Annotated in this window: 18 protein-coding genes; 5 read left to right on the top strand and 13 right to left on the bottom strand. The window is 69.6% G+C overall.

Features of this window, described 5'->3' with window-relative positions; all coding sequences use genetic code 11:
- Positions 1-1,083, top strand: a complete 1,083-nt coding sequence (locus tag ASE12_RS07430) for an adenosine deaminase (RefSeq protein ID WP_056398872.1) — start codon at positions 1-3, stop codon at positions 1,081-1,083.
- A 72-nt stretch (positions 1,084-1,155) separates the two neighbouring features.
- On the opposite strand, the gene ASE12_RS07425 is transcribed toward ASE12_RS07430, so the two are convergent.
- The 5 genes from ASE12_RS07425 to ASE12_RS07405 all read right to left on the bottom strand — a co-directional run bounded on the left by ASE12_RS07425 (position 1,156) and on the right by ASE12_RS07405 (position 8,415).
- Positions 1,156-2,211, bottom strand: a complete 1,056-nt coding sequence (locus tag ASE12_RS07425; protein ID WP_056398869.1) for a 2-oxoacid:ferredoxin oxidoreductase subunit beta — start codon at positions 2,209-2,211, stop codon at positions 1,156-1,158.
- Positions 2,208-4,064 (bottom strand): 2-oxoacid:acceptor oxidoreductase subunit alpha, encoded by a 1,857-nt coding sequence (locus ASE12_RS07420; RefSeq protein WP_056398867.1) that lies wholly within the window; start codon positions 4,062-4,064, stop codon positions 2,208-2,210. The genes ASE12_RS07425 and ASE12_RS07420 overlap by 4 nt, the downstream gene beginning before the upstream one ends.
- A gap of 156 nt (positions 4,065-4,220) precedes the next feature.
- Positions 4,221-6,551, bottom strand: a complete 2,331-nt coding sequence (gene lon / locus ASE12_RS07415; protein WP_056398865.1) for an endopeptidase La — start codon at positions 6,549-6,551, stop codon at positions 4,221-4,223.
- A 96-nt stretch (positions 6,552-6,647) separates the two neighbouring features.
- Positions 6,648-7,004 (bottom strand): cupin domain-containing protein, encoded by a 357-nt coding sequence (locus ASE12_RS07410; RefSeq protein WP_056398862.1) that lies wholly within the window; start codon positions 7,002-7,004, stop codon positions 6,648-6,650.
- A 148-nt stretch (positions 7,005-7,152) separates the two neighbouring features.
- Positions 7,153-8,415: a choice-of-anchor P family protein gene (locus tag ASE12_RS07405; protein ID WP_157412843.1), complete on the bottom strand. Its 1,263-nt coding sequence runs from the start codon at positions 8,413-8,415 to the stop codon at positions 7,153-7,155.
- 192 nt (positions 8,416-8,607) lie between these two features.
- Between ASE12_RS07405 and ASE12_RS07400 the strand changes: the two genes are divergently transcribed.
- Positions 8,608-10,782 carry a thiamine pyrophosphate-dependent enzyme gene (locus ASE12_RS07400; RefSeq protein ID WP_056398857.1) on the top strand — a complete coding sequence of 725 codons (2,175 nt, stop codon included), beginning with the start codon at positions 8,608-8,610 and terminating at the stop codon, positions 10,780-10,782.
- Here the strand turns inward: ASE12_RS07400 and ASE12_RS07395 are convergent.
- From ASE12_RS07395 to ASE12_RS07375, 5 genes are all read right to left on the bottom strand, one after another.
- Complete coding sequence (locus tag ASE12_RS07395) at positions 10,779-11,546, bottom strand: class I SAM-dependent methyltransferase (protein ID WP_056398856.1); 768 nt, start codon at positions 11,544-11,546, stop codon at positions 10,779-10,781. The two genes, ASE12_RS07400 and ASE12_RS07395, sit on opposite strands and share 4 nt — an antisense overlap.
- Before the next feature lie 31 nt (positions 11,547-11,577).
- Complete coding sequence (locus ASE12_RS07390) at positions 11,578-12,117, bottom strand: DUF488 family protein (RefSeq protein ID WP_056398855.1); 540 nt, start codon at positions 12,115-12,117, stop codon at positions 11,578-11,580.
- 79 nt (positions 12,118-12,196) lie between these two features.
- Positions 12,197-13,165: a hypothetical protein gene (locus tag ASE12_RS07385; RefSeq protein ID WP_056398854.1), complete on the bottom strand. Its 969-nt coding sequence runs from the start codon at positions 13,163-13,165 to the stop codon at positions 12,197-12,199.
- Between the two features lie 47 nt (positions 13,166-13,212).
- Entirely contained in the window at positions 13,213-13,728 is a 516-nt protein-coding gene (locus ASE12_RS07380) for an RNA polymerase sigma factor (protein ID WP_056398853.1), read from the bottom strand.
- Between the two features lie 154 nt (positions 13,729-13,882).
- The gene (locus ASE12_RS07375) at positions 13,883-14,455 is read right to left on the bottom strand and encodes a uridine kinase (protein ID WP_056398852.1); all 573 of its coding nucleotides are present in this window, start codon (positions 14,453-14,455) and stop codon (positions 13,883-13,885) included.
- Between the two features lie 89 nt (positions 14,456-14,544).
- On the opposite strand from ASE12_RS07375, the gene ASE12_RS07370 reads away from it, so the two are divergent.
- Entirely contained in the window at positions 14,545-16,062 is a 1,518-nt protein-coding gene (locus tag ASE12_RS07370) for a hypothetical protein (RefSeq protein WP_162255471.1), read from the top strand.
- Here ASE12_RS07370 and ASE12_RS07365 read toward each other — a convergent pair.
- The 3 genes from ASE12_RS07365 to deoC are packed head-to-tail and all read right to left on the bottom strand — an operon-like array spanning position 16,059 to position 19,299.
- The gene (locus ASE12_RS07365; protein WP_056398850.1) at positions 16,059-16,922 is read right to left on the bottom strand and encodes an aldehyde dehydrogenase family protein; all 864 of its coding nucleotides are present in this window, start codon (positions 16,920-16,922) and stop codon (positions 16,059-16,061) included. The genes ASE12_RS07370 and ASE12_RS07365 overlap by 4 nt on opposite strands.
- Positions 16,919-18,361 (bottom strand): aldehyde dehydrogenase family protein, encoded by a 1,443-nt coding sequence (locus tag ASE12_RS07360; protein ID WP_056398849.1) that lies wholly within the window; start codon positions 18,359-18,361, stop codon positions 16,919-16,921. The genes ASE12_RS07365 and ASE12_RS07360 overlap by 4 nt, the downstream gene beginning before the upstream one ends.
- A 5-nt stretch (positions 18,362-18,366) precedes the next feature.
- Positions 18,367-19,299, bottom strand: coding sequence for a deoxyribose-phosphate aldolase (gene deoC, locus ASE12_RS07355; protein ID WP_056398847.1), 933 nt, complete (start codon positions 19,297-19,299; stop codon positions 18,367-18,369).
- 287 nt (positions 19,300-19,586) lie between these two features.
- Between deoC and ASE12_RS07350 the strand changes: the two genes are divergently transcribed.
- Both ASE12_RS07350 and ASE12_RS07345 read left to right on the top strand, forming a co-directional pair.
- A complete protein-coding gene (locus tag ASE12_RS07350) occupies positions 19,587-22,373 on the top strand; it encodes a 5'-nucleotidase C-terminal domain-containing protein (protein WP_082582143.1) in 2,787 nt (928 codons plus the stop codon).
- Between the two features lie 78 nt (positions 22,374-22,451).
- Positions 22,452-25,799, top strand: a complete 3,348-nt coding sequence (locus tag ASE12_RS07345; protein ID WP_056398845.1) for an ExeM/NucH family extracellular endonuclease — start codon at positions 22,452-22,454, stop codon at positions 25,797-25,799.
- The last annotated feature ends 7 nt before the right edge of the window (positions 25,800-25,806 follow it).

Below are 25,806 nucleotides of genomic sequence, written 5' to 3'. Positions count from 1 at the left end.
GTGAGCGCCACTTCCGAACAGATCGCCAAGGCCCCCAAGGTCGCCCTCCACGAGCACCTCGACGGGGGTGTCCGACCGGCGACGATCGTCGAGATCGCCGACGAGATCGGCCATGACCTGCCCGCCGATGACGCCGCGTCCCTCGGCGCGTGGTTCGAGGAGGCGTCGAGCTCCGGCTCGCTGGAGCGTTACCTCGAGACGTTCATCCACACGGTCGCGGTGATGCAGCGACCTGAGGACCTCGCCCGGGTCGCCCGTGAGGCAGTCGTCGACCTGGCCGCCGACGGCGTCGTCTATGCCGAGCTCCGTTGGGCCCCCGAGCAGCACCTGTCGGCGGGCCTCTCGCTGCCCGAGACCGTCGAGGCCGTGCAGGAGGGCATCGTCAAGGGCCAGGAGGAGGCCGCGGGCCTCGGCCATCCGATCGTCGTGGGGCAGCTCCTGACCGCGATGCGACATGCCAAGCGCGGCATGGAGATCGCAGAGATCGCCGTGGAGTACCGCGATCGCGGCGTCGCCGGCTTCGACATCGCCGGCGCCGAGGACGGGTTCCCGCCGATCCTGCACCTCGAGGCGTTCGAGTACCTCCGCCGCGAGAACGCGCACTTCACGATCCACGCCGGCGAGGCGTTCGGGCTGCCGTCGATCTGGCAGGCCATCCAGCGGTGTGGTGCGGAGCGCCTCGGCCACGGCGTACGCATCGTCGACGACATCGACTTCGACGCGCCCGGCGGGCCGACGCTCGGGCGACTCGCGGCCTACATCCGCGATCGCCGCATCCCGCTCGAGATGTGCCCGTCGTCCAACCTGCAGACGCACGCGGTGCCCAACATGCGCTCGATCGCCGATCACCCGATCGGCAAGCTCAAGGACCTCGGCTTCCGCGTCACGGTCAACTGCGACAACCGGCTCATGAGCGGTACGTCGATGAGCCGCGAGTTCCAGCTGCTCGTCGATGCGTTCGGCTACGACATCGCCGACCTGCGGTGGTTCACGATCAACGCGATGAAGAGCGCGTTCCTGCCGTTCGACCAGCGACTCGCGATCATCAACGACGTCATCAAGCCGCAGTACGCCGCACTCTGACCTCCGCGATTTGTGAGGTTGGAGGCGCTACGGCGCGTCTGAAGGGCCTGAAACTCCACACTTCGCGGAGGTTCAGGCCACGGTCCAGGCGTCGGGGCCGTCGAGCAGGTCCTGCAGCGAGGGCGGATCGCCGGCGAGCACGGCCTGCTCGCGGCTGAGGTCGTCGTACGTCGGCCGCTCGACCTGGCGGAACACGCCGATCGGCGCCCGGTGGACGACGCCGCTGTCGGTGATGCGCGACAGGGCGAACGCCGTGGTGGCGTCCTCCGCGTGCGCGTCATGCACCAGCACGTCGCCGGTGTTGGAGTCGTCGATCTCGACCACGTCGACGCCGCCGCCGGGCGTACGGACGACGCCGAGCCGGCCGTCGGCGCCGAACCGGATCGGCTCGCCGTGCACGAGGGGGATGATGGCGTCGTCGCGCGTCTCGGGGTCCTTGATCGCGTCGAACGCGCCGTCGTTGAAGATCGGGCAGTTCTGGTAGATCTCGACGAGCGACGTCCCGCGGTGCCGGGCAGCTGCCGACAGCACCGCCGTGAGGTGCTTGCGGTCGGAGTCGATCGTGCGGGCGACGAACGTCGCCTCGGCGCCGAGCGCGAGTGACAGCGGGTTGAGCGGGGCGTCGATCGAGCCGAACGGCGTCGACTTGGTGACCTTGCCGGGCTCGGACGTGGGGGAGTACTGGCCCTTGGTCAGCCCGTAGATGCGGTTGTTGAACAGCAGGATCGTCATGTTGACGTTGCGCCGCAGTGCGTGGATCAGGTGGTTGCCACCGATCGACAACGCGTCGCCGTCGCCCGTGACGACCCACACGCTGAGGTCGGCCCGGGTCGTCGCGATGCCGGTCGCGATCGCGGGCGCGCGACCGTGGATCGAGTGCAGGCCGTAGGTGTCGAGGTAGTAGGGGAACCGCGCGGCGCAGCCGATGCCGGAGATGAAGACGATGTTCTCGCGGCGCAGTCCCAGCTCGGGCATGAAGCCCTGCACGGCGGCGAGGATCGCGTAGTCGCCGCAGCCCGGGCACCAGCGGACCTCCTGGTCCGACGCGAAGTCCTTGCGGGTCTGCGGCTCGTCGGCAGTGGGTACGCCCTCAAGCCCCAGCCCGGGCATGCCGAGATCGGTGGTCATTCGCCCTCCTTGATGCACAGCTCGATGAAGTGCTGGCCGAGCTCGGCGGCACCGAACGGCATGCCGCGCACGGCGTTGTAGCCCTCCGCGTCGACGAGGTACTTGGCGCGCAACAGGCTGCGGAGCTGGCCGAGGTTCATCTCGGGCACGATGACCCGGTCGTACGCCGCCAGCACCTCTCCGAGGTTGGCCGGGAACGGGTTGAGGTGGCGCAGGTGGGCCTGCGCGATGCGGTGCCCCGCGACGCGGGCACGGCGGCAGCCGGCGCCGATCGGGCCGTAGGTCGATCCCCAGCCGATCACGAGGATCTTGGCGTGGCCGTCGGGGTCGTCGACCTCGACCTCGGGGATCGTCGCGGCGATGCCGTCGACCTTGGCCTGCCGGAGGCGCACCATGTGGTCGTGGTTGGCCGGGTCGTAGGAGATGTCACCGGTGCCGTCGGCCTTCTCGAGCCCGCCGATGCGGTGCTCGAGGCCGGCGACGCCGGGTGGCGCCCAGGGGCGGGCGAGCGTCTGCGGGTCGCGGGCGTACGGCAGGAACGCCGTGTCCGGGTCGGACGTGGCGAAGCCGGGCTCGATCCGCGGCAGTGACTCGACGTCGGGCAGGCTCCACGGCTCCGACCCGTTGGCGAGATAGCCGTCGGACAGCAGGATCACCGGGGTCCGGTAGGTGACCGCGATCCGGGCCGCCTCGATCGCGGCGTCGAAGCAGTCGGCGGGGGACTGCGGGGCGATGACCGGCACGGGGGCCTCGCCGTTGCGGCCGTTCATCGCCTGCAGGAGGTCTGACTGCTCGGTCTTGGTCGGCAGTCCCGTGGACGGCCCGCCGCGCTGCACGTCGATGATCACGAGTGGGACCTCGAGCATGACGCCGAGGCCGATCGTCTCGCCCTTGAGCGCGAGTCCCGGGCCCGAGGTCGTGGTGACGCCCAACGACCCGGCGAAGCTCGCGCCGAGGGCTGCGCCGACGCCGGCGATCTCGTCCTCGGCCTGGAACGTCGTGACGCCGAACGCCTTGTGCTTGGACAGCTCGTGGAGGATGTCCGACGCTGGGGTGATGGGGTAGGCGCCGAGGAACACCTGCAGGCCCGACAGCTGGCCCGCGGCGACGATGCCGTACGACAGCGCGGTGTTGCCGGTGATGTTGCGGTAGCGGCCGGACGGGATCACGGCGGGCTTGATGACGTAGGAGACCGCGAACGACTCGGTCGTCTCGCCGTAGTTGTAGCCCGTGCGCAGGGCCGCGACGTTGGCGTCGCGGACAGCCGGCGAGCCGGCGAACTTCTTGTCGAGGAACGCGATGCTGCCGTCGATCGACCGGCCGAACATCCAACTGACCAGCCCGAGGGCGAACATGTTCTTGGCCCGCGACGCGTCCTTGCGCGACAGGCCGAACTCCTCGACGGCGCCGACCGTCAGGCCGGTCAGGTCGATCGCGTGAAGCTGGTAGTCGCTCAGCGAACCGTCCTCGAGCGGGTTGGACTCGTAGCCGACGCGCTTGAGGTTGCGGTCGGTGAACTCGTGCGCGTCGACGATCGCCGTGCCGCCGGCCTGCAGGTCGCCGATGTTGGCCTTGAGCGCGGCGGGATTCATGGCGACCAGGACGTCGGGGTGGTCGCCGGGCGTCAGGATGTCGTAGTCGGCGAAGTGGATCTGGAACGACGAGACGCCGGGAAGGGTGCCAGCGGGTGCGCGGATCTCGGCGGGGAAGTTGGGCAGGGTCGACAGGTCGTTGCCGAAGTCGGCGGTCTCCTGCGTGAACCGGTCACCGGTCAGCTGCATGCCGTCGCCGGAGTCACCGGCAAAACGTATGACGACACGCGTGAGCTCTTCGGTCGACTTCGACGCCGTCATCGCCACCTGCCTTTGTGTGCTCTACAACACACCGTACCCACAACGTGGGCACCATATGGCCGTTGGGTCGATCAAAACGAGAACGTGTTCTAGATGCGAACGGTCCTTGAGCTTGCCGGAAGAACGTTCTCGACAAGCTCAAGGACCGAGGGGCCGCTAGGCGGCGACGGTCGCGCTGACCTCGGCCACCGGCTCGAGCGCCAGCGCCAGGATCTCCGCGACGTCGGCCACCGGGCGCACGTCGAGCTCGGCCAGGACGTCCTCGGGGACGTCGACGAGGTCGACCTCGTTGCGCGCCGGGATGAACACCGTCTTGAGCCCGGCTCGCTGGGCGGCCATGAGCTTCTGCTTGACGCCGCCGATCGGCAGCACGCGGCCGTTGAGGGTGACCTCGCCGGTCATGCCGACATCGGCCCGTACGTTGCGGCCGAGCGCCAGGGACGTCAGCGCCGTGACCATCGTGACGCCCGCGGACGGGCCGTCCTTGGGCACCGCGCCGGCCGGCACGTGCAGGTGGATCGCCCGCTCGAGCGTCGCCGAGTCGATGCCGATCGCGTCGGCGTGCGAACGTACGTAGGACAGCGCGATCTGCGCCGACTCCTTCATGACCTCACCCAGCTGACCCGTGATCGCGAGGCTGCGGTCACCGTCGTACGCGCTGGCCTCGATGAACAGCACGTCGCCGCCCAGGCCGGTCACTGCAAGTCCGGTGGAGACGCCCGGCACCGCCGTGCGCTCCTCCGACTCCGGCGTGAACCTGGGCCGGCCGACGTAGTCGACGAGGGTCTTCTCGTCGACGACGACCGGCTTGGCGACGTCGGGGTCGGTCAGCTTGGTCGTGACCTTGCGGAACACCTTGGCGAGCAGCCGCTCCATCTGGCGCACGCCGGCCTCACGCGTGTAGGACGCGGCGATCTCGCGCAGTGCACCGTCCGTGATCTCGACCTCGTCGGTCGTGAGGGCGGCCCGCTCGAGCTGCCGCGGGGCCAGGTACGTCCGAGCGATCGCGACCTTGTCGTCCTCGGTATAGCCGTCGAGCTGCACGAGCTCCATGCGGTCCAGCAGCGGCTGTGGGATCTGCTCGATGACGTTGGCGGTCGCCAGGAACAGCACGTCCGACAGGTCCAGGTCGAGGTCGAGGTAGTGGTCGCGGAACGTGTGGTTCTGCGCCGGGTCGAGCACCTCGAGCAACGCCGCCGCGGGATCGCCGCGGTAGTCGGCGCCGACCTTGTCGATCTCGTCGAGCAGCACGACGGGGTTCATCGAGCCCGCCTCGCCGATCGCGCGGACCAGGCGGCCCGGCAGCGCGCCGACGTACGTACGACGGTGGCCACGGATCTCGGCCTCGTCGCGGACGCCTCCGAGGGCGACGCGGACGAAGTTGCGGCCGAGGGCACGCGCGACGCTCTCACCGAGCGAGGTCTTGCCGACGCCGGGAGGCCCGACGAGCGCCATGACGGCACCCGATCCGCGGCCGCCCACGACCTCGAGGCCACGCTCGCTGCGGCGGGCGCGTACGGCGAGGTACTCCACGATGCGGTCCTTGACGTCGTCGAGGCCGTGGTGGTCAGCGTCGAGCACCTCACGGGCGCCCTTGATGTCGGCGTTGTCCTCGGTCTTGACGCCCCAGGGGAGCTCCAGGACCGTGTCGAGCCACGTGCGGATGTAGCCGGACTCGGGGTTCTGGTCGCTGCCGCGCTCGAGCTTGCCCACTTCTCGGAGGGCGGCCTTGCGGACGTCCTCGGGGAGATCGGCCTCCTCGACCCGGGCGCGGTAGTCCTGCGTGCCCTCCGGCTCGTCGTCGCCGAGCTCCTTGCGGATCGCGGCGAGCTGCTGACGCAGCACGAACTCACGCTGGTTCTTGTCGATGCTCTCCTGGACCGACTCGGAGATCTTCTCGTTGACCTCGCTCTCGGCGAGGTAGGAGCGGGCCCACTCGATCAGCAGGGTGAGGCGCAGCTCGACCTCGGGGGTCTCGAGGAGCTCGCGCTTCTGCTCGAGGTCGAGGTACGACGCGTAGCCCGCGGTGTCCGCGAGCGCGCCGGGGTCGGTGAGGCGCTGGACCGAGTCGATGACCTGCCACGCGTTGCGCTTCTGCAGGATCGTCACGAGCAGGCCCTTGTAGTCGCCGGCCAGCTCGCGTACGTGCTCGGTGATCGGCTCGTCGTCGATCAGCTCGGCCTCGACCCAGAGCGCGGCGCCCGGGCCGGTCACGCCGCCCTGGATGTGCGCGCGCTGCTCGGCCTGGATCACGGCGCCGGGCCCGCCGCCGGGGAGGCGGCCCACCTGCTGGATCGTCGCGATCACGCCGTGCGTGGCGTAGCGGTCCTCGAGGCGGGGGGCGACCAGGAGCCGGTCGTCGTTGCTGGTGCGGGCTGCGTCGACGGCCGCGCGGGCCGCGTCGTCGAGCTCGATGGGAACGACCATGCCGGGCAGGACGACGACGTCCTCGAGGGCCAGCACGGGGAACTTCTGCAGGTTGCTCACGGGTCTCTCCTCAGAGTTGAGTCTGATGGGCTCAACTGTGCGGAGGGCGTCCTCATTCCGCCGACAGGCCCGTGTTCGCTGTCGGCGGACCGGGGGTCAGTCGGCGACGGCGTACGCCGCGACGCCGGTGTCCACCAGGACGCACGGCTCGTCGCCGACGGTCCACGCGTCGTGACCAGGCTCGATCACCACGACGTCCCCCGGGCCCACCGTGAGCTCGGTCCCGTCGTCGGATCGCACCGTCATCTGCCCGGACAGGCAGAACCCCGTGTGCCGGGTCTGGCACGAGTCGGTGCCGGCGATCGGCTTGACGTCCTCGGACCATCGCCAACCGGGCTCGAAGACGCCACGGCCCATCGTGAAGCCTTCCAGCGTGATGACGTCCAGATGTCCGTGGGCCTTGAACGGGCGGGTCTCGTGCGGGTTGTCGATGTTGCGCGTCGAGGTGGTCATGAGGCTGCTCCTGATGGTCGATCCTTCGTGGCAGAAGGCCCCTGTCCCGATCATGCGCCTCGTTCGCGTCCGTGGGAAGGGGTGCATGGCACGGACCCGGACAGCGCAAGAGCCCGGCCCCCGAGGGCCGGGCTCCTGTGCTGGTGACTCAGTAGGTCAGTGAACCAGCCACGCCGACGTAGATCTCAGCGCCGGCCTTCAGGCCGCTCCTGGGGGACAGGAGGGTGATGTGCAGGCCGACCACCTGGGCGCCGATCGAGCTGTACGTCTGCTCGTTCACGACGACCTTGACGACGTTCGGCACGTTGATCACGGTGTTCGGCTGGGCCGACAACGTGATCGGCTTGCCGCCGATGACCAGGTTGACGATGTCGGACGACGCGGTGTTGATGCGTTGTCCCGGTCCGGTCTTCTGCGACCTGGCCTTGACCGAGACCGCCTTGGCCTTGATCAAGCCGTTCAACACGTTCACACCGGCGATCTCGTTGGTGTGGGTGACGTCGGCCGTCGTCGGGGTGCTGACGGAGTTGGCCGACGACTGGATCGCGCCGATGATCAGGACGAGGGGTACGTTGACCGCCGCCGTCTTGTTGTAGATCGTGTAGCCGTAGGTGCTGCCCGGAGGCGTCGCGACCAGGGCGCTCGGTCCTGCGATGACCTTGACGCTCGTGCCGAGGTTGACGCTGGCGTAGGTGCCGTAGCCGTAGCCGCCCACCTGGGTCGAGGTCGTCTCGCTCGGCGCAAGAGTGGAGGTCGTCGGGTTGATGATGATCGTCGTGCCGATCGGCGAGCCCTCGTACGCCTTGAGCAGGGTCACCTTGAGCGCCGAGCCCGTCACGGTGATCTTGCCGCCGACGATGTCGACCTTCTTCTCGTTGAGGATCACCGAGGCGATGCCCGGGAGGTCGACGCCGAAGTTGTTGTCGACGTTCAAGGGGATGTTCTTGCCCTTGATCGCGACGCCGACGAGCTCGGTGTCGCTGTCGCCGCTGAGCACGGTGCCGGTGCGCTTGGCCTGGGTGACGGTGGTCAGGGCGTTGACCTTGATGAGTCCGTTGAGCAGGTCGAGCCCGGCGGTCTTGGCGCTCGAGGTCTGCGTGATGTCGGTGCCGACCTTCTCGACCTTGGTCTCGGTCGACACGGCACCGGCGTTGAGCAGGGTGCCGACGTGGGCCGTGGCCACGCTGTTGGCGTTCTGCTTGGGGTACGTCGTGCCGCTGATGCTCGACGCGGCCGTGGCGTCGGACTCGACGGTGCTGCCGAGCACACGTACGTACGTGCCACCGGCGGCGCCGTAGTAGGCGTACGGGGTGTTGGGATCTGGGTCGGCGGCCTGCGCCGGCAGTGCGGCGAAGGCGACGGCCACCATGGTGGCCGTCGATGCCAGTAGGGCGATGGGACGGCGGGACATGGGGACCTCCGGAGGATCTCTCAGAATTCAGTCCCCCGACTGCCCGCGAAGGTCGCGGCCATATCGAACAACGAGTCACCTAGCCGTTGGTGACGGAGAAATGGGCCCCGTTTGGCGGGAAATTGGGCAAAAGCGTCATTTCGGCAGGTCAGGGCGCGGTCCGGGCGATCTGGGGCCGCGATACGTTGAGCTATGCCCGAGTCGATCGACGATCACGTCGTCCGGCGGTTGCGGGGTTGGTCGGCACCTCACGACGTACGCACGTCCGTCCCGGACCCCGAGAACCTGCTGGCCTACTTCGATGCGCAGCTGCAGAGCCGCCACCTCGACCTGGCGATTCGCTGGCTCCAGACGCAGGGTGAGGCGTTCTACACGATCGGCTCGGCCGGACACGAGAGCAACGCCGCGGTCGCCATGGCGTTGCGCCCGACGGACCCGGCACTGCTGCACTACCGGTCCGGTGGCTTCTATGCCGCCCGTGCCGCCCAGGTGCCCGGGTCGACCGCGATCGACGACGTGCTCAACGGAGCACTCGCCTCGACGAGCGACCCGATCTCCGGAGGTCGGCACAAGGTCTTCGGGCATCCACGGCTGAACGTCATCCCGCAGACCTCGACGATCGGCTCGCACCTGCCCAGGGCGTTCGGCCTCGCGTTTGCCCTCGGCCGGGCTCCTCGCTCCGAGGTCGTCCCGCCGTGGCCGCTCGACTCGGTCGTGGTGTGCAGCTTCGGCGATGCCTCGGCCAACCACTCGACCGCCGTCGGCGCGCTCAACGCCTCGGCATACTGCGCCCACCAGGGCGCGCCACTGCCGATCCTGTACGTCTGCGAGGACAACGGCATCGGCATCAGCACCAAGTCGCCGGCCGGCTGGGTCGAGCGGTCGCTGAGGTCGTGGCCGGCCATCGACTACGTCTCAGCGGACGGCGCCGACCCGGTCGAGCTGCTCGCCTCCGCGACGCGGGTGGCCGACCAGGTGCGATCCGAGCGGCGTCCGGCGATCCTGCACGTGCGCACGGTCCGGTTCATGGGTCATGCGGGCTCCGACGCCGAGATCGCCTACCGGTCGCAGCGTGAGATCGAGGACGACTACGCGCGCGATCCCGTGCTCGCCACGGCCGGAGCGCTGATCGATGCCGGTGTGCTGACCCCGGAGGCCGCGCTCGCGCGCTACGAGGACGCCCGCGCCACCGTGATGCAGCGGGCCAAGGCCTTGGCCGGTGCCCGCCGGCTCGCCGACCCCGAGCTCATCGCCGAGCCGATCACGGCGCGGCGGCCCCGGCAGGACGTCATCGCGACGCCAGAACGACGGCTCGCCGTGTTCGGCAACAGGCTGCCGGAGGACGAGGGCCCGTTGACGCTCGCGCAGAGCGTCAACGCCGCGCTCAAGGACGCGCTCGCGGCGCGTCCGGAGGCACTGGTGTTCGGCGAGGACATCGGCCGCAAGGGCGGCGTCTACGGCGTGACGCGGGGACTCCGCAAGGCGTTCGGGGCCAACCGGGTGTTCGACACCTTGCTCGACGAGCAGACGATCCTCGGCACGGCGCTCGGGTCCGCGCTCGCCGGGTTCCTGCCGATCCCCGAGATCCAGTACCTCGCCTACCTGCACAACGCGGAGGACCAGCTGCGGGGCGAGGCGGCGACCCTGCGCTTCTTCTCCAACGGGAGCTATCAGAACGGCATGGTCGTCCGCGTCGCCGGACTGGCCTACCAGAAGGGCTTCGGCGGGCACTTCCACAACGACAACTCCGTCGCGGTGCTCCGCGACATCCCCGGGCTCGTGCTGGCGGTGCCGAGCCATCCCGCGAGCGCTCCTCAGCTGCTGCGCGAGTGCCTGGCGCTCGCGGGTGAGGGGCGGGTCTGCGTCTACCTCGAGCCGATCGCGCTCTATCACCAGCGCGACCTCGAGGACGGAGACGGCGCCTGGACCGGCACGTACGCGCCACCGGCCGCCTGGCCGGGTGAGGCCACGGCCGAGCTCGGCCGGGTGCGGACCTACGGCGAGGGCCGCGACGTCCTGATGGTGACGTTTGGCAACGGGGTACGCCTGAGCCTGCGCGCCGCCGCGGAGCTGGCCCCGCACGGGATCGGCTGCACCGTGCTCGACCTGCAGTGGCTGTCTCCCTTGCCGCACGAGGAGCTGCTGCGCACGGCGGCCGGCTTCGACCGGGTCGTAGTCGTCGACGAGACCCGGCGCAGCGGTGGGGTCTCGGAGTCGATCATCACGGCACTGGTCGACGGCGGGCACACCGGCCGGATCGTGCGCGTGACCAGCGCCGACAGCTTCATCCCGCTGGGGCCCGCGGCCAACCACGTGCTGCTGTCGGAGGGCCTCATCACCGAGGTCGTCCGGCGGATCGTCGACTAGTCGGGCCGTCGGCCGCTGACCGCGACTGCCCGTGCGGTGAGGGTGAACGCCCCTGCCGGGTTGCCGAGCCGCCGGAAGCAGGCGTCGTGCACGCGGTCGACCTGGTCGGGCGGAAGCCGCGAGACGTACGCGCCGCCGGGACCCACACCGAGCAGGAACGGTGACCAGTAGTCGGCGAAGTCGGCGTACTCCGCGGAGACGACCAACTGCTCCGTGCGGATGTCCGTGAGTCCGGAACGCTGCCACAGGTCTCTGAGCTCGGGCGCGGTGATGTAGTGCATCGCGCTCGACTCGTTGCGTGCACCTGGATCGACGTCCTGCGCGGCCTGCCAGAACGTCATCAGCATCTGCATGCCGGCGGCGTAGTCCCACGTGCAGGCCGCAAGCGTCCCGCCGGGTCGTGCTACCCGGGCCATCTCGGCCACGCCGGCGTCGGCGTCGGGCAGGAAGTTGATCACGAGCTGCGCGACCACTGCGTCGAAGGTCTCGTCGTCCCACGGGAGATCGTCGGCCGGAGCCTGGCGGACGTCAGCAGCAGGTACGCGCCGCCGGCACGCCTCGGCGAACGGTTCGGAGGGGTCCGCCGCTGCGACCCGGGTGACGGCCCCGGCGAGCACCTCGGTCAGGGCGCCGGGACCGCAGCCGACGTCGAGCACCGAGTCGTCCGGCGTCAGACCGGCGAATGCTGTGAAGTCGTGCGCCAGGCGGTTGGAGTAACGGCCCATGTACTGGTCGTAGGAGGTCCTCGAGACGTCGAAGCTCATGGCTGCATTGAGCCACCAGCCGCCGGCCGGGTCAAGGACTGCCGTCCCACACCACGAGGTGGTCGCCGGTCACCCGTGCGCCGTCGGACGGCGGGTGCTCCGTGCGACGGCCGTCGTGCATGAGGTGCCGGACCGGCACGTCGGTGGTCAGCGCCACGACGTCCGCGACGATCCGGCGATGGCACCGCCACCACACGCTCTCGCTGCACATCACCGCGGTGCGATGCTCGGTGATGGACTCCAGCAGCTCGCGGAGCCCGTCCTCGAACTCCGGCGTGCGGGTGTGCTCGGCGTACGCCCGGAAGGCCGCGACCTGCCACCACGGATCGGCGGACGCTCCCGCCGACGAGGTGCGCCGACCGCCGAGGCGCGCGTCCCAGCGATAGCCGATGCCGTCGTCGGCGAGCCGCGCCTCGAGCGGCTCGCGCGCGACTCCGGGGTTGTGCCGGCTGCCGGGGAACCGGCGGATGTCGACCACGAGACCGACCCCGGCCGACAACAACAGCGCGCTGAGCTCGGTGCCGTCGAGTCGTCCGTGCCCGACGGTGAGGAGCTCGGGTCCCTCTGTCATGCGGCCTCCTGCCACCACCATGGCAGAGACGTGCCGGTCGCCCCGAGGGCCGACCGGCACGCCACGCGACTGTCGTCGCTCAGAAGCCCTGCTCGGCCCTGATCTGGCCTGCGAGGCGGGTCCACGAGACCGTCGCGGAGGGCTCGCTCTGCGCGTCGGACGCCACGGCGCCGCGGTCGACGACCCAGCGCAGCCCGGCCTTGGTCGGGTACCAGGTGAGCGGTGACGTCAGGCCCGTCGCCGTGTCGTCCATGCTGAGCGACGCGAGGTCCTCGGGCGTGGCCGGCGCGGGCTCGGTGGCGCGCTGGATAGCCCGCCGCATGATCCGGTCAGCCGCCGGGACGTCGGCGAACAGGTCGCTGGCGTGGACGGTGTGACCCGTGCGCTTGTCGATCACGGCAGCCGTCGACGTGGTCGTCGGCACCGCGCCGCCGAAGTCGTTGACCACGTCGAAGACGATCGACACCGCGTGACCGGCCTGGGCATCGGACCGCACCGTGATGGTCTGGCTGAGCTTGCGCGACGTCAGGCCGAGGTTGCGCAGCTGCTTGCGGTAGGCGTCGACCTCCGCGACGATCTTGGCGTTGGCGGCGTCCATCACCTGCTTCTCGAGCTTCGGTGTGCCGCCCGTGACCACGACGAGCGGATAGGTGCTCGTCGCCTTGGTGCCGCCGTCGATCAGCACGTTGTGCGGGGTGAACGATGCCTTCAGATGCGCATCGCCGCCGGGCCCGCCGTCGAACCTCACGACGTACGCGACGGGGGTGGTGTCGGGGCTCGACCCGCCGGGGATCGATGGCACGCCACCGATCGCGACGGCGAACGCGGCGGCGGTCGCGACCAGCGCGGCGACCGGCAGCGGTCGCACCCAGCGTGAGGAGCCGATGCGGCGTACGGGAGCGAGTCGGTCGCGGCGGGGCTGCGGTTCCGCCAGCGGCGCGTACGCGCGGAGGTCGTCGTGGTCGATCTGCTCGGACCGGGCGGTCAGGGCAGAGGCGAGGAGGTCCTCGAGCTCGCGGTCGGTGAAGCCGGTGTCGGTGGGGGTCATGTCAGTTCTCGTTCCTGGAGTCGTGGGGGAGGGGGAGGGTGTGGCGGTCAGTCATGTGGTCTCGCCGCCAGGGCAGTGCGCAGGGCCGCGAGGCCGCGGCTGTTGCTGGACTTGACCGTGCCGCGGGAGATGCCGAGCGTCTCGGCCACATCGGCCTCGGACAACGACGACCAGTGGCGCAGGACGAGGACCTCGCGCTGGCGCTGCGGCAACGTGCCGAGTGCCTCGATCACCTCGCGGTGCTCCTCGCTCAGCACCGCGGCCTCGTCGGCGCCGGGCGCGGTCGGGCTCAACGGCGGGACGTACGACCGCGCGGTGCGGCGCCGGCGCAGCACCGATCGTGCGGTGTTGACGACGCACGTACGGAGGTAGGCCCGCATGGCGGCCTCCGTCTCGAGCCGGTCCCACGCCTTGGCCACGCCTGCGAACGCGTCCTGGACGACGTCCTCGGCCGTCGCGACGTCGTCGACGAGCAGCATCGCGAGCCGCACCATGTGCAGCCGGTTGGCGCGATAGAGCTCGTCGAGCGTGGGCAGCTCGGCCGGGGGCGGCGCGACTTCCATGCGCAATGGTGGCACTTGGGGCGGGGTTCGTTGCGCGCCGAGCGGTGTCGGCGTGCGGGAACGGAATGTCGGGATGGACACGTGATCCTCATCGGTCGTAGGGATGAACCTTCATCCCTAAAGACGTCTGGAGGCCCCGGAGGTTGCCAGGCTTCTACGGCAGGGCGCGCAGCAGTGCCCGGGCCTCGCCAGGCGTCATCGGCTCGCAGCCGTGCGCGACGGCCTCGGCGACGATGCGGGGCTCGTCCTTGAGCAGCCGCCACCCCCGGCGTACGAGCACCCACGGCGACTTGCGGCCCTCACGCAGGTCGCGGGTGAGGCGCAGGGCGAACGTGATGACCCGGTGACGGCGCAGACAGATCGCGGCGTCGAGGATGCCGGCCTCGCGGCAGGCGTCGACGATGACCGGTGCGAACAGCCCCTCCGCGATGAACCGGCCGCCCGGCGCCGACAGCGTCTGCGTGCCGGTGCGCCGGCTCGCCGCGATGTCGTAGACCGGCACCTCGACCGCGCCCGCGGCACACAGCTCGGCGATCGTGCCGACGGCGTCGACCGAGCTCCACGACGCCGGATCGTCCCAGTCGACGATGCCCAGGCTGGAGCGCGGCATGTAGGGCTCGTCGATGTCGCGGTAGAAGTCGTCGAGGCGCAGCACCGGCCACCCGAGACGTTCAGCCAGGTGAGACTTGCCGGACCCCGAAGGCCCGGCGAGGATGACGACGCCCATGGGGCACCAGCCTAGGCCGTCCCTGAGGGTGACGAACTAGGGTCTAGGCCATGCTCTCGGGGTGGCAGGTACAGGTCAGGTTGGCGACGGTGGGATTCGTCGCCGTCGGAGTGTTCAGTGTGCTTCTGGCGACGCATGCGTGGGACCACTCGGAGGCCGGCGCCTTCGTGGCCTGGTCGACCGTGGCGACGGTCAGCGTCGCGATCGCGGTGCTCGCGCTGCTGCCGGGTCCCTGGCTGCCACGTGTCCTCGGCGTCGGCCTCGTGGTCGTCATCGTCGCGACCCTCATTGCCTGGGCCGGGGTGATCTCGCCGAGGCGTGACGTCTCGAAGGCGTACGACGGCGACAATGTCGGGTGGTCGCGGCTCGTCCCCAAGGACCAGCGCACCGGGGAGGATCGCGACCAGGTCAGCGTCATGACGGCGCTCTCGGACAAGCGAGTCGTCGTCACGCGCGACAAGCACGTGCTGGTGGTCGACCCGCGCAACGGCAGGACGATCAAGGCGTTCACCTCGAGCGCGTCGAGCACCTATGGGCTGGCCGTCGCACGGACGGTGGACGGATTCGTGATCCAGGACAGTCAGCGTCTCGCGTTCTACGACGCCGACGGCGATCCCTTGGGCGTCGTGCACGGCGACGCCCTCGTGGCCCGTGCGCCCGGCACGAGCGTCGTGGTGGATGACTGCGAGACGGGCGAGTGTTCGGCCGTTGCGTTCAACGACGCGGGTGACGAGCTGTGGCGGAGCAAGGGGTACGGACGTCCGGAGACGGTCCGTATCGCCGACGACATGCCGGCATGGCCAGTTGACCAGTTGGCGGTGGTTCCCACTGCCGTGGTGCTGACGCAGGAGGACGACGGGGTGCCGATGGGCGACCCGCGACCGTTCGACGTGCTCGCCGCCGACACCGGCAAGCGCGTGAGGTCGTTCACGGCGACGTACGCCGGGAGTGCCCTCACGCGAACCGGTCAGTCGCGTGTCTTCGCGGTCCAGCCGGATGCCGAGAATCCGGGAGACTGCACGGTGCTCGTCTGGGACGCAACCGAAGCAGTGCGGAGCGACTCCAAGGAGTGCGAGACGCCCGTGGGGGTCACCGGCGGCCACCTCGTCTTCAGCGGAGTGAGCTCATCGCGCATCATCGACCTGTTCGAGCCGCGGGAGTCGAGTGCGATCTCGCCGGCGGCCAAGGACGCCACGGAACGCCCACCGACCCTCACCGACACCGGGGTCGGCGGGACAGCCGTCCTGCGCATGAGGTTCTCCGGACCCACCACGACATGGTCCAGCAAGGTCGTGACCGGCGGAGCGTGGGAGGTCGGCTTCTCGAAGTGGTGGACCTACGCGACCCGCGGCGACGTCACCGGTGCCTGGGTCGGCGAGGCGTCCGTGCTGGTGTCGAGCAAGGTCGTTCGGTTGAACCCGTGGGACGAACCGAGCGAGGACGACCGGGAGATGACCGTGGTCGACATCGCGACCGGCAAGCGCATCGGTCGCCTTCGCGTCGACGCACGAGTCGACAGCTCGGTCGGGCTGCCCGACGGATCGTGGCTCGTGGCTCTCGAGGGCGGCCGGCTGCTGCGAGTCGGCGGGTCCGGCTCCGGCGGCTAGACGCCGATCGGGTGCCAGACCGTCTTGGTCTCGACGAGTCCTTCGAGACGGGCGAGGCTCGGCTCGGCGAGCCAGTCGACCGGCGCTGCCGGTGCCCGCAGCACGCGCTTGAGGTTGTCGGCGGCCGCGACCTCGAGCGACGCGGCGAGCTCAGGGTCGTCGACGCCGGCGAGGTCGAGCGCGTTGACGTCCATGTGCGACGCCAGCCATGGTGCGATCTCGGCGGGCTTGCCGGTCAGGATGTTGACGACGCCGCCCGGCAGGTCGGAGGTGGCCATGCACTCCGAGAGCGTCACGGCCGGCACGGGGTACTTCTCGCTGGCGATCACGACGACGGTGTTGCCCGTGACGATGGCCGGGGCGATGACCGACACGAGCCCGAGCAGCGGGCCGCTCGGCGCCACGGTGGCGACGACGCCGGTGGGCTCGGGCGTCGACAGGTTGAAGAACGGGCCGGACACGGGGTTGCCGTTGCCGAGCACCTGGACGTACTTGTCGGCCCAGCCGGCGTACCAGACGACGCGGTCGATCGCGGCGTCCACGTACGTCGTGGCCTTCTTGTCGTTGAGCCCCTCTGCGGCACGCAGCTGCTCGATGAACTGGTCGCGCCGACCCTCCATGACCTCGGCGAGCCGGTAGACGACCTGGCCGCGGTTGTAGGGCGTACGCGTGGACCAGCCGCCGAACGCCTTGCGGGCGGCGAGCACCGCGTCGCGGGCGTCCTTGCGCGAGGCCAGCGCCATGTTGCCGAGGAAGCCGCCCTTGGCGTCGACGGCCTCGAACGTACGGCCGGACTCCGAGCGGGGGAACGCCCCGCCGATGTAGAGCTTGTGCGTCTTGCGCACGTCGAGCCGAGTCATGCCGACGCTCCCTGCAGGTAGGCGGCGAGGCCGTGGCGCCCGCCCTCGCGGCCGTAGCCCGACTCCTTGTAGCCGCCGAACGGCGACGCGGGGTCGAACTTGTTGAACGTGTTGGCCCAGACGACGCCGGCGCGCAGCTGGTTGGCCATCGACAGGATCCGCGAGCCCTTCTCGGTCCAGACTCCGGCCGACAGCCCGTACGGCGTGTTGTTGGCCTTCTCGACCGCCTCGGCGGGCGTGCGGAACGTCAGGATCGACAGCACCGGACCGAAGATCTCCTCGCGGGCGATGCGATGCGCCTGGGTGACGCCGGTGAAGATCGTCGGCGCGAACCAGAAGCCGCTGTCGGGGATGTCGCACGGTGCGGACCAGCGCTCGGCACCCTCGGCGTCGCCGACGTCGGAGAGCTCCTTGATGCGAGCGAGCTGCTCGGCGGAGTTGATCGCGCCGATGTCGGTGTTCTTGTCGAGCGGGTCGCCGAGTCGCAGCGTCGACATGCGCTGCTTGAGCTTGTCGATGACCTCGTCGTAGACGCTCTCCTGCACCAGCAGGCGCGAGCCCGCGCAGCACACGTGGCCCTGGTTGAAGAAGATGCCGCCGACGATGCCCTCGACCGCCTGGTCGAGCGGGGCGTCGTCGAACACGATGTTGGCGGCCTTGCCGCCGAGCTCGAGCGTGACCTTCTTGGACGTGCCGGCGACCGAGCGCGCGATCGCCTTGCCGACCGCGGTCGAGCCCGTGAACGCGACCTTGTCGACGTCGGGGTGCTCGACGAGGGCCTGACCCGTCGCGCCGGCGCCGGTGATGATGTTGACGACGCCCTGCGGCAGCTCGGCCTGCTGGCACACCTCGGCGAACAGCAGCGCCGTCAGAGGAGTGGTCTCGGCCGGCTTGAGCACCACGGTGTTGCCGGCGGCGAGCGCAGGGGCGATCTTCCAGGCCAGCATCATGATGGGGAAGTTCCAGGGGATGACCTGGCCCGCGACACCGAGCGCCTTGGGGTCGGGGCCCAGGCCGGCGTGGCCCAGCTTGTCGGCCCAGCCGGCGTAGTAGAAGAACCACTGCGACACCAGCGGCAGGTCGACGTCGCGCGACTCCTTGATCGGCTTGCCGTTGTCGAGCGACTCCAGCACGGCGAACTCGCGGCTGCGCTCGGCCATGATGCGGGCGATGCGGTAGAGGTACTTGGCGCGCTCGCTGCCGGGCAGCTTGGACCAGACCTTGTCGTACGCCTGCCGCGCGGCCTTGACCGCCAGGTCGACGTCGTCGGCGGTCGCCTCGGTGACCTCGGCGAGCACCTCCTCGGTCGACGGGCTGATCGACTTGAACGACCCACCCTTGCCGTCGACGAACTCGCCGCCGATGTAGAGGCCGTAGGAGCTCTTGATGTCGACGATCGCGCGCGACTCCGGCGCCGGTGCGTACTCGAATTTCGTCATGGCAATCAGTCCAACGTCACGTAGTCGGGGCCGGAGTAGTGGCCGGTGGCAATCTTCTGGCGCTGCAGCAGCAGGTCGTTGAGGAGCGAGGAGGCGCCGAACCGGAACCAGTCGGGGTCGAGCCAGTCCTCGCCGGCGATCTCGTTGACCATCACGAGGTACTTGATCGCATCCTTGGACGTACGGATGCCGCCGGCGGGCTTGACGCCGACCTGGCGCCCGGTCTCGGCGCGGAAGTCGCGTACGGCCTCGAGCATCACCAGCGTGACCGGCAGGGTCGCGGCGGGCTGCACCTTGCCGGTGCTGGTCTTGATGAAGTCGGCGCCGGCCATCATCGCGAGCCATGACGCCTTGCGGACGTTGTCGTACGTCTGCAGCTCGCCGGTCTCGAAGATGACCTTGAGGTGCGCGTGCGAGCCGTCGGGACGGGCGCACGCCTCCTTGGTCGCGACGATCTCGTCGAAGACCAGCTCGTAGTTGCCGGTCAGGAACGCGCCACGGTCGATGACCATGTCGATCTCGTCGGCGCCGGCCTCGACCGCGTCACGGGTGTCGGCGAGCTTGATGTCGAGCGCGGCACGGCCGGACGGGAACGCCGTGGCGACGCTGGCCACGTTGAGGCCGGAGTCGCCGAGGGTGTCCTTGGCGATCTTGACCATGTCGGGATAGACGCAGACCGCGGCCGCCGACGGGCAGCTCGGGTCGGTGGGGTCGGGGCGCATGGCCTTGTTGGCCAGGGCGCGGACCTTGCCGGGGGTGTCGGCACCCTCGAGCGTCGTCAGGTCGACCATCGAGATCGCGAGGTCGATCGCCCAGGCCTTGGCCGTGGTCTTGATCGACCGGGCGCCGAGTCCGGCGGCGCGGGCCTCGAGCCCGACCTGGTCGACGCCGGGCAACCCGCCGAGGGTCTTGCGCAGGGACGCGGTGGCGCCAGTCACGAATCCTCCTGAAAGCGGTCACGTCGTCGGGACCACTCGTCAAGGTTAGTTCCTGCATGGGCCGTCCGGCGAATGGCGGGAAGCCGCTCGTGAGCCCTTCGACGCGTGAAACGTCTGTTGCAACCCAAACTTCACCGATTCGACACGTTTCGTCTTCGTAAATGCGTTGACAAGGTTTCTCAGCCGGGGTGAGGTGTCCCTACTCCACCTGCTGAGAATCTTCAGATTCCTCTCAGAGGTGATCGTCACGGGGGCGATCACGGTTTCGGGGCTCGAAAGGAACACCTGTGAAGTTCGCTTCTCGCCGTCTTCTTGCGACGGCTACTGCTGCCACGTTGCTGGCCGCTCCACTGCTGGTCAGCACTCCGGCTGACGCAGCAGACGACGTCACCCTCAACCTGATCGGCATCAACGACTTCCACGGTCGCATCGACGCCAACACGGTCAAGTTCGCGGGCACGGTCGAGAAGATCCGCCAGGAGGGCGGCTCCGACAACTCGCTGCTGATCTCCGCGGGCGACAACGTCAGCGCCTCACTGTTCGCCTCCGCGACGCAGGGCGACATCCCCACGATCGACGTGCTCAACGCGCTGCACCTCGACGCCTCGGCCGCCGGCAACCACGAGTTCGACAAGGGCGCCGACGACCTCGTCGGCCGGCTCTCCGACGCCGCCGACTTCCCGTTCCTCGCCGCCAACGTGTTCCGCAACGGCGCCCCGCTCCTGGACAAGTCGGCCACGTTCGACGTCAACGGCGTCTCGGTCGCCGTCGTCGGCGCGGTGACCAAGGAGACGCTGTCGCTGGTGAGCCCCGGCGGCATGACGGGCGTGTCGATCACCGACCCGACCGACGCGATCAACGACACGGTCGCCGAGCTCGAGGCCTCCGCCACCCCGCCCGACGTCATCGTCGCCTCGATCCACGAGGGCGCGCCCGACGGCACCCAGACGTACGCCTACGAAGCGGCGCACAGCGACGTGTTCAAGAAGATCGCCGAGGAGACGTCACCCGACGTCGACGCGATCTTCATGGGCCACACGCACCAGGCCTACACCTACGACGGTCCGATCCCTGGCGAGCCGGGCAAGACGCGACCGATCATCCAGACCGGCAACTACGGCTCCAACGTCGGCAACATCAAGCTGACCGTCGACGGCGACACCGGCGACGTGAAGTCGTACACGCAGGCCAACGTCGCCCGCGTCACGACCGACGACGCGACGCTCGTGCAGACCTACCCCGACGTGGCCACGGTCAAGACCATCACCGACGCCGCGCTGGCGGTCGCCGCCGAGCGCGGCAACCAGGTGGTCGCCACCCAGACCGCTGACATCACGACGGCGTTCGCAGGCGGCAAGCGCGACGACCGGACGAGCGAGTCCACGCTGGGCAACCTGGTGGCGGACGCCCTGCTGTCCGCGGTCGGCAAGACCCCGGCCGGTGCCGACATCGCCGTCACCAACTCCGGCGGCCTGCGTGCGGAGCTGCTCTACGCCGGGTCCACCCCGGCGACCGGCGCCAACGGTGAGATCACGTTCGCCGAGGCCAACGGCGTCCTGCCCTTCGTCAACAACCTCAGCACCACGACCCTGTCGGGTGCGAACTTCAAGAAGGTCCTCGAGCAGCAGTGGCAGCGCGACGTCGACGGCAACGTGCCGACCCGGGCCTACCTGCAGCTCGGCCTGTCCAAGAACGTCCGCTACACGTACGACCCGACGCGGACCGAGGGCGATCGCATCACCTCGATCTGGATCGACGGCGCGCCGATCGACCCGGCCAAGAACTACCGGATCGCGCTTCCCGCGTTCCTGACGACGGGTGGCGACAACTTCCGGGCCTTCACGCTCGGGACGTCGGTCGACAGCGGCCTCGTCGACTACCAGGCGTTCATCGACTATCTGGACGCCAGCTCGCCGGTCTCGCCGGACTTCGCGCGCCGCACGATGGCCGTGACCGGCGTCAAGAGCTCCTACGAGGCGGGTGACTCGGTCGCGGTGACGCTGCCGAAGCTCGACCTCACGTCGCTCGGCAGCCCGGCCAACACCTCGGTCACGGCGAAGCTGAAGTCCGGTGACACCACGACCGAGCTCGGCAGCTTCCCGGTCACCGCAGGCGCGGCGACCGTGGCGTTCGACCTGCCCGCCGGCCTGATCGGCCCGGCGACCCTCGAGGTCGAGGCGGCGCCGACCGGCTCCAAGGCCACCATCCCGCTGACGATCGACAAGGCGTCGTCGACGACCACCGCCACGGCGCCGGCCAAGGCCAAGACCGGGACGACGTTCACGGTCGAGGCGACGGTGGCCTCGGAGTCCGGCGTCACGCCGACCGGGACCGTGACGGTCAAGGACGGCTCGACCGAGCTGGCGTCGGGTCCGCTCGTCAACGGGTCCGCCTCGCTGGAGGTCAACGCGAGCAAGCTCAGCGCCGACGCCCACACGCTCACGGTGTCCTACTCCGGCGACGCGCTGCACGAGGCGTCGACGGGATCGACCGAGCCGATCGAGATCGTCAAGGGCGGATCGGGCTTCGGCGCGGTCGTCGCGACGACCAAGTACGGCACCTCGCCGGTCGTCCAGCTGACGGCCGACCCGGAGGCCTCCGGACTCGTCTACGTGACGTCCGCGGGCCAGCTGGTCGGCATGGGCTTCCTGACCGACGGCGCGGGCACGGTGACGCTGCCCAAGACCGGGTTCAAGCCGGGCACGTACGACCTCAAGGTCTTCTACGCCGGCGACGAGAAGTTCGACCCGACGAGCACGACGGCCACCCTCACGGTCACGAAGGCCGGCAGCAAGGCCACCAAGTCGTACTCGACGGCGAAGGTCGTCAAGAACAAGACCAAGGCCACGGTCAAGGTCAAGGTCAGCGCCACCGGGTTCACGGTGACGTCGGGAACCGTGAAGATCTACCGCGGCACTGCGCTCTACGGCTCCGCGACGGTCAAGAACGGGACGGCGACGGTCACGCTCAAGAAGTTCACGACCTCGGGCACGCAGCGCATGACCGCCAGCTACGGCGGCAACTCGTACGCGCTGCCGTCGACGACGTCCTTCACGATCAAGGTCGTCAAGTAACCAGCGCCTGGTGATCGCCCGGGGACGGCTGCGCGCCGTCCCCGGGCGACTCCGGATCCTTCTCGGAAAGAAGTCCTCATGAAGAAGTCCCTCGTCGCCCGTCTGGGTGTCGGCCTCGCGCTGGCTGCCTCGACCCTCGCGATGCCCAGCACTGCCGACGCCACGCCTGCGGGCGACAACGTCGTGATCAACGAGGTGTACGTCAACGGTGGCAGCACCGGCGCCACCTATGTCACCAAGTTCGTCGAGCTCTACAACCCCACGAGCAAGGCCATCGACGTCAACGGCTGGACGCTCCAGTACCGCACGGCAGCGGGCACGGGCAGCTTCAGCGGCGTGGTGCCGCTGGGCGACCATCACCTCGAGCCCGGTGGGACGCTCCTGATCAGCGGCGGCAGCAACAACCCGCCCGCGGCCGGGGCGGCGCTTCCGACACCGGACGTCGTGGGCACCGCCGCCAACGCCGCAGGAGGTGGAGGCACCTTCGCACTCTCGAAGTCGACTGCGGTGCTGAGCGGTGACCGCGCCACGGTTCTCGCGAACACCAACGTCGTGGACCTCGTCGGTTACGGCACCTCGACGACCAACGAGGGTGCCGCCAAGGCGACGGGCAACACCGTGGCCCTCTCCCTGAACCGCAGCGCCACCGGCGCCGACACCGACGAGAACGGGGCCGACTTCACGGCGGCCGCTCCCACGCCGGTCGCGTGCGGCACGGACTGTGACGGCGGGGGTGTCGATCCCGGTGAGCCCACCGAGGCGACGATCGCCGAGATCCAGGGCACCGGCACCGACAGCCCGCTGGCCGGCAAGAACGTGACGACCGAGGGTGTCGTCACGGCGGTCTACAAGAGCGGCGGCTTCTCCGGCGCCTACATCCAGACGGACGGCACCGGCGGGACCGTCGACCTGTCGACCCACAAGGCCTCGGACGGCATCTTCGTGTTCTCCTCGGCGTTCGCAGCTGCGGTCGACAAGGGCGACCTGGTCCGGGTGACCGGTGGGGTCAGCGAGTTCAGCGGCCTGACCGAGCTGTCGACCACAGCCGGCAGCTTCGAGAAGCTGACCGGGCCGGCCGAGGGCGTCGATCCCGCAGCCGTGTCGTTCCCGCTGACCACGGCGCAGAAGGAGTCGCTCGAGGGCATGCTCCTCGCACCGCAGGGCGACTTCACGATCACCGACAACTACGCGACCAACCAGTACGCCGAGATCGGGCTTGCTCCGGGCACCAAACCGTTCGACACCCCGACCAACGTCGTCGCCCCCGGCACGCCGGCGCTCGCGCTCCAGGCGCAGAACGCCGAGAAGCTCGTCACGCTCGACGACGGGGCCTCGCTCAACTTCTTCTCCGCCGGCAACCAGGGCACCGCGTTGCCGTGGCTGACCCCGGACAACGAGGTGCGGGCCGGTGCGCCGGTCGCGTTCGACGATCCCGTCGTCCTCGACTACCGCAACAACCTGTGGAAGCTTCAGCCGACCCAGCAGCTGGTCGCCGGCGGCGACGAGCCGGTCACGATCGGCAACACGCGCAAGGCGGCGCCCGAGCCGGTCGGCGGTGACCTCAAGCTCGGCACCTTCAACGTCCTCAACTACTTCACGACGACGGCGGCGGACTTCGTGGCGGGCGGTGGCTCCTGCACGTACTACAACGACCGCGAGGGCAACCACATCACGGCCAACACGTGCTCGCCTGACGGCCCGCGCGGTGCGGCTGACGACACCAACCTCGAGCGGCAGCAGGCCAAGATCGTCTCGGCGATCAACACGCTCGACGCCGATGTCGTCTCGTTGGAGGAGATCGAGAACTCCGCCGCGTTCGGCCTCGACCGCGACGACGCCCTGCACCACCTGGTGGCGGCGCTCAACACGGCTGCCGGCTCCGACCGGTGGGCCGCGGTCCCGTCGCCCGCCACGATCCCGGCCAACGGTGAGGACGTCATCCGCACGGCGTTCATCTACCAGCCGGCCAAGGTCGAGACGGTCGGCACGTCCACGGCGCTCGACGACCCGGCGTTCTCCAACGCGCGGGCGCCGCTCGCCCAGGAGTTCCGGCCGGCCGGCGGTGCGGCGTACGAGGACTTCCTCGTGATCGTCAACCACTTCAAGTCCAAGGGCTCCGGATCGGGCGTCGATGCCGACCAGCACGACGGCCAGGGTGCGTCCAACCACGCCCGCACGCTGCAGGCGCACGCGTTGATCGCCTTCGCCGCGGAGCGGGAGGCCGCCGCGAAGACCGATCGGGTGTTCCTCACCGGCGACTTCAACGCGTACAACGAGGAGGACCCGGTCGGCATCATCGAGGCCGGCGGCTTCGTCAACGTGCCACGCGAGCTGACCGACAAGGAGACCTACCAGTTCGACGGCGCGGTCGGCTCGCTCGACCACGTGTTCGCCTCGAGCGAGGCCTACGCCGACGTGACGGGCGCGGACATCTGGAACATCAACTCGTACGAGTCGGTGGCCCGGGAGTACAGCCGCTACAACTACAACGTCACCAACTTCTACAAGCCCAACCCCTACCGGGCGAGCGACCACGACCCGGAGATCGTCGGGTTCAAGACCGCCGAGGCGCCGGGACCGGTCGCCTCGACGACGACGGCGACCGCACCCGCGAAGGCGGCGTACGGCTCGACGTTCCAGGTCGCGGTCAAGGTCGGGGGCGGCGACGTCACGCCGACCGGCACCGTGACGGTCAAGGACGGGTCGAACGTCCTCGCCACCGGCGAGCTCGCCGATGGTGAGGCCTCGTTGGCGATCGACACGACGGAGCTGTCGGTCGATGACCACACGCTGACTGTCTCGTACGGCGGCGACGCCGGGCACGACCCGTCGTCCACCACGGTGGGCGTCGAGGTCGTCAAGGGTGAGCCGGACCTGGCGGCGACCGTTGCGACGACCAAGTACGGCAAGTCGGCGGTCGTCGACGTCACGGCGGAGGCGGGCGTCTCGGGACTCGTCACCGTCACCCAGGGCGGTGCGTTCGCCGGCATGGGATTCCTGATCGACGGGGCAGGCTCGGTCACGTTGGGCAAGACCGCGTTCAAGCCCGGCACGTACGAGCTGACGGTCGCCTACGGCGGCAGCCAGACATACAAGCCGGACACGACCACGGTGCAGCTGACCGTCGTCAAGGGCTCGACGACGATCAAGAAGGGCGCCGTCAGCGGCACGATCGTCAAGGACAAGACCCACGCCCGGGTCCCGTTCACGGTCTCGGGCTCCGGCTTCACGATCGGCTCGGGCACGGTGCGGGTCTATCTCGGCAGCCGGTTCATGGGCACGGCGCCGGTCTTCCGGGGCAAGGCGATCGTGGGGCTCTCGAGGTTCACGACCTCGGGCACCCAGAAGCTGGTCGCGAAGTACAGCGGGACGACCTACGCCGATGCGTCACAGGTGACGTTCACGCTGAAGGTCGCCAAGAGGTAGCCGGTCG

This window comes from Aeromicrobium sp. Root236, assembly GCF_001428805.1.
GTDB lineage: Bacteria > Actinomycetota > Actinomycetes > Propionibacteriales > Nocardioidaceae > Aeromicrobium.
This window is presented reverse-complemented; position numbering and strand designations above follow the sequence as displayed.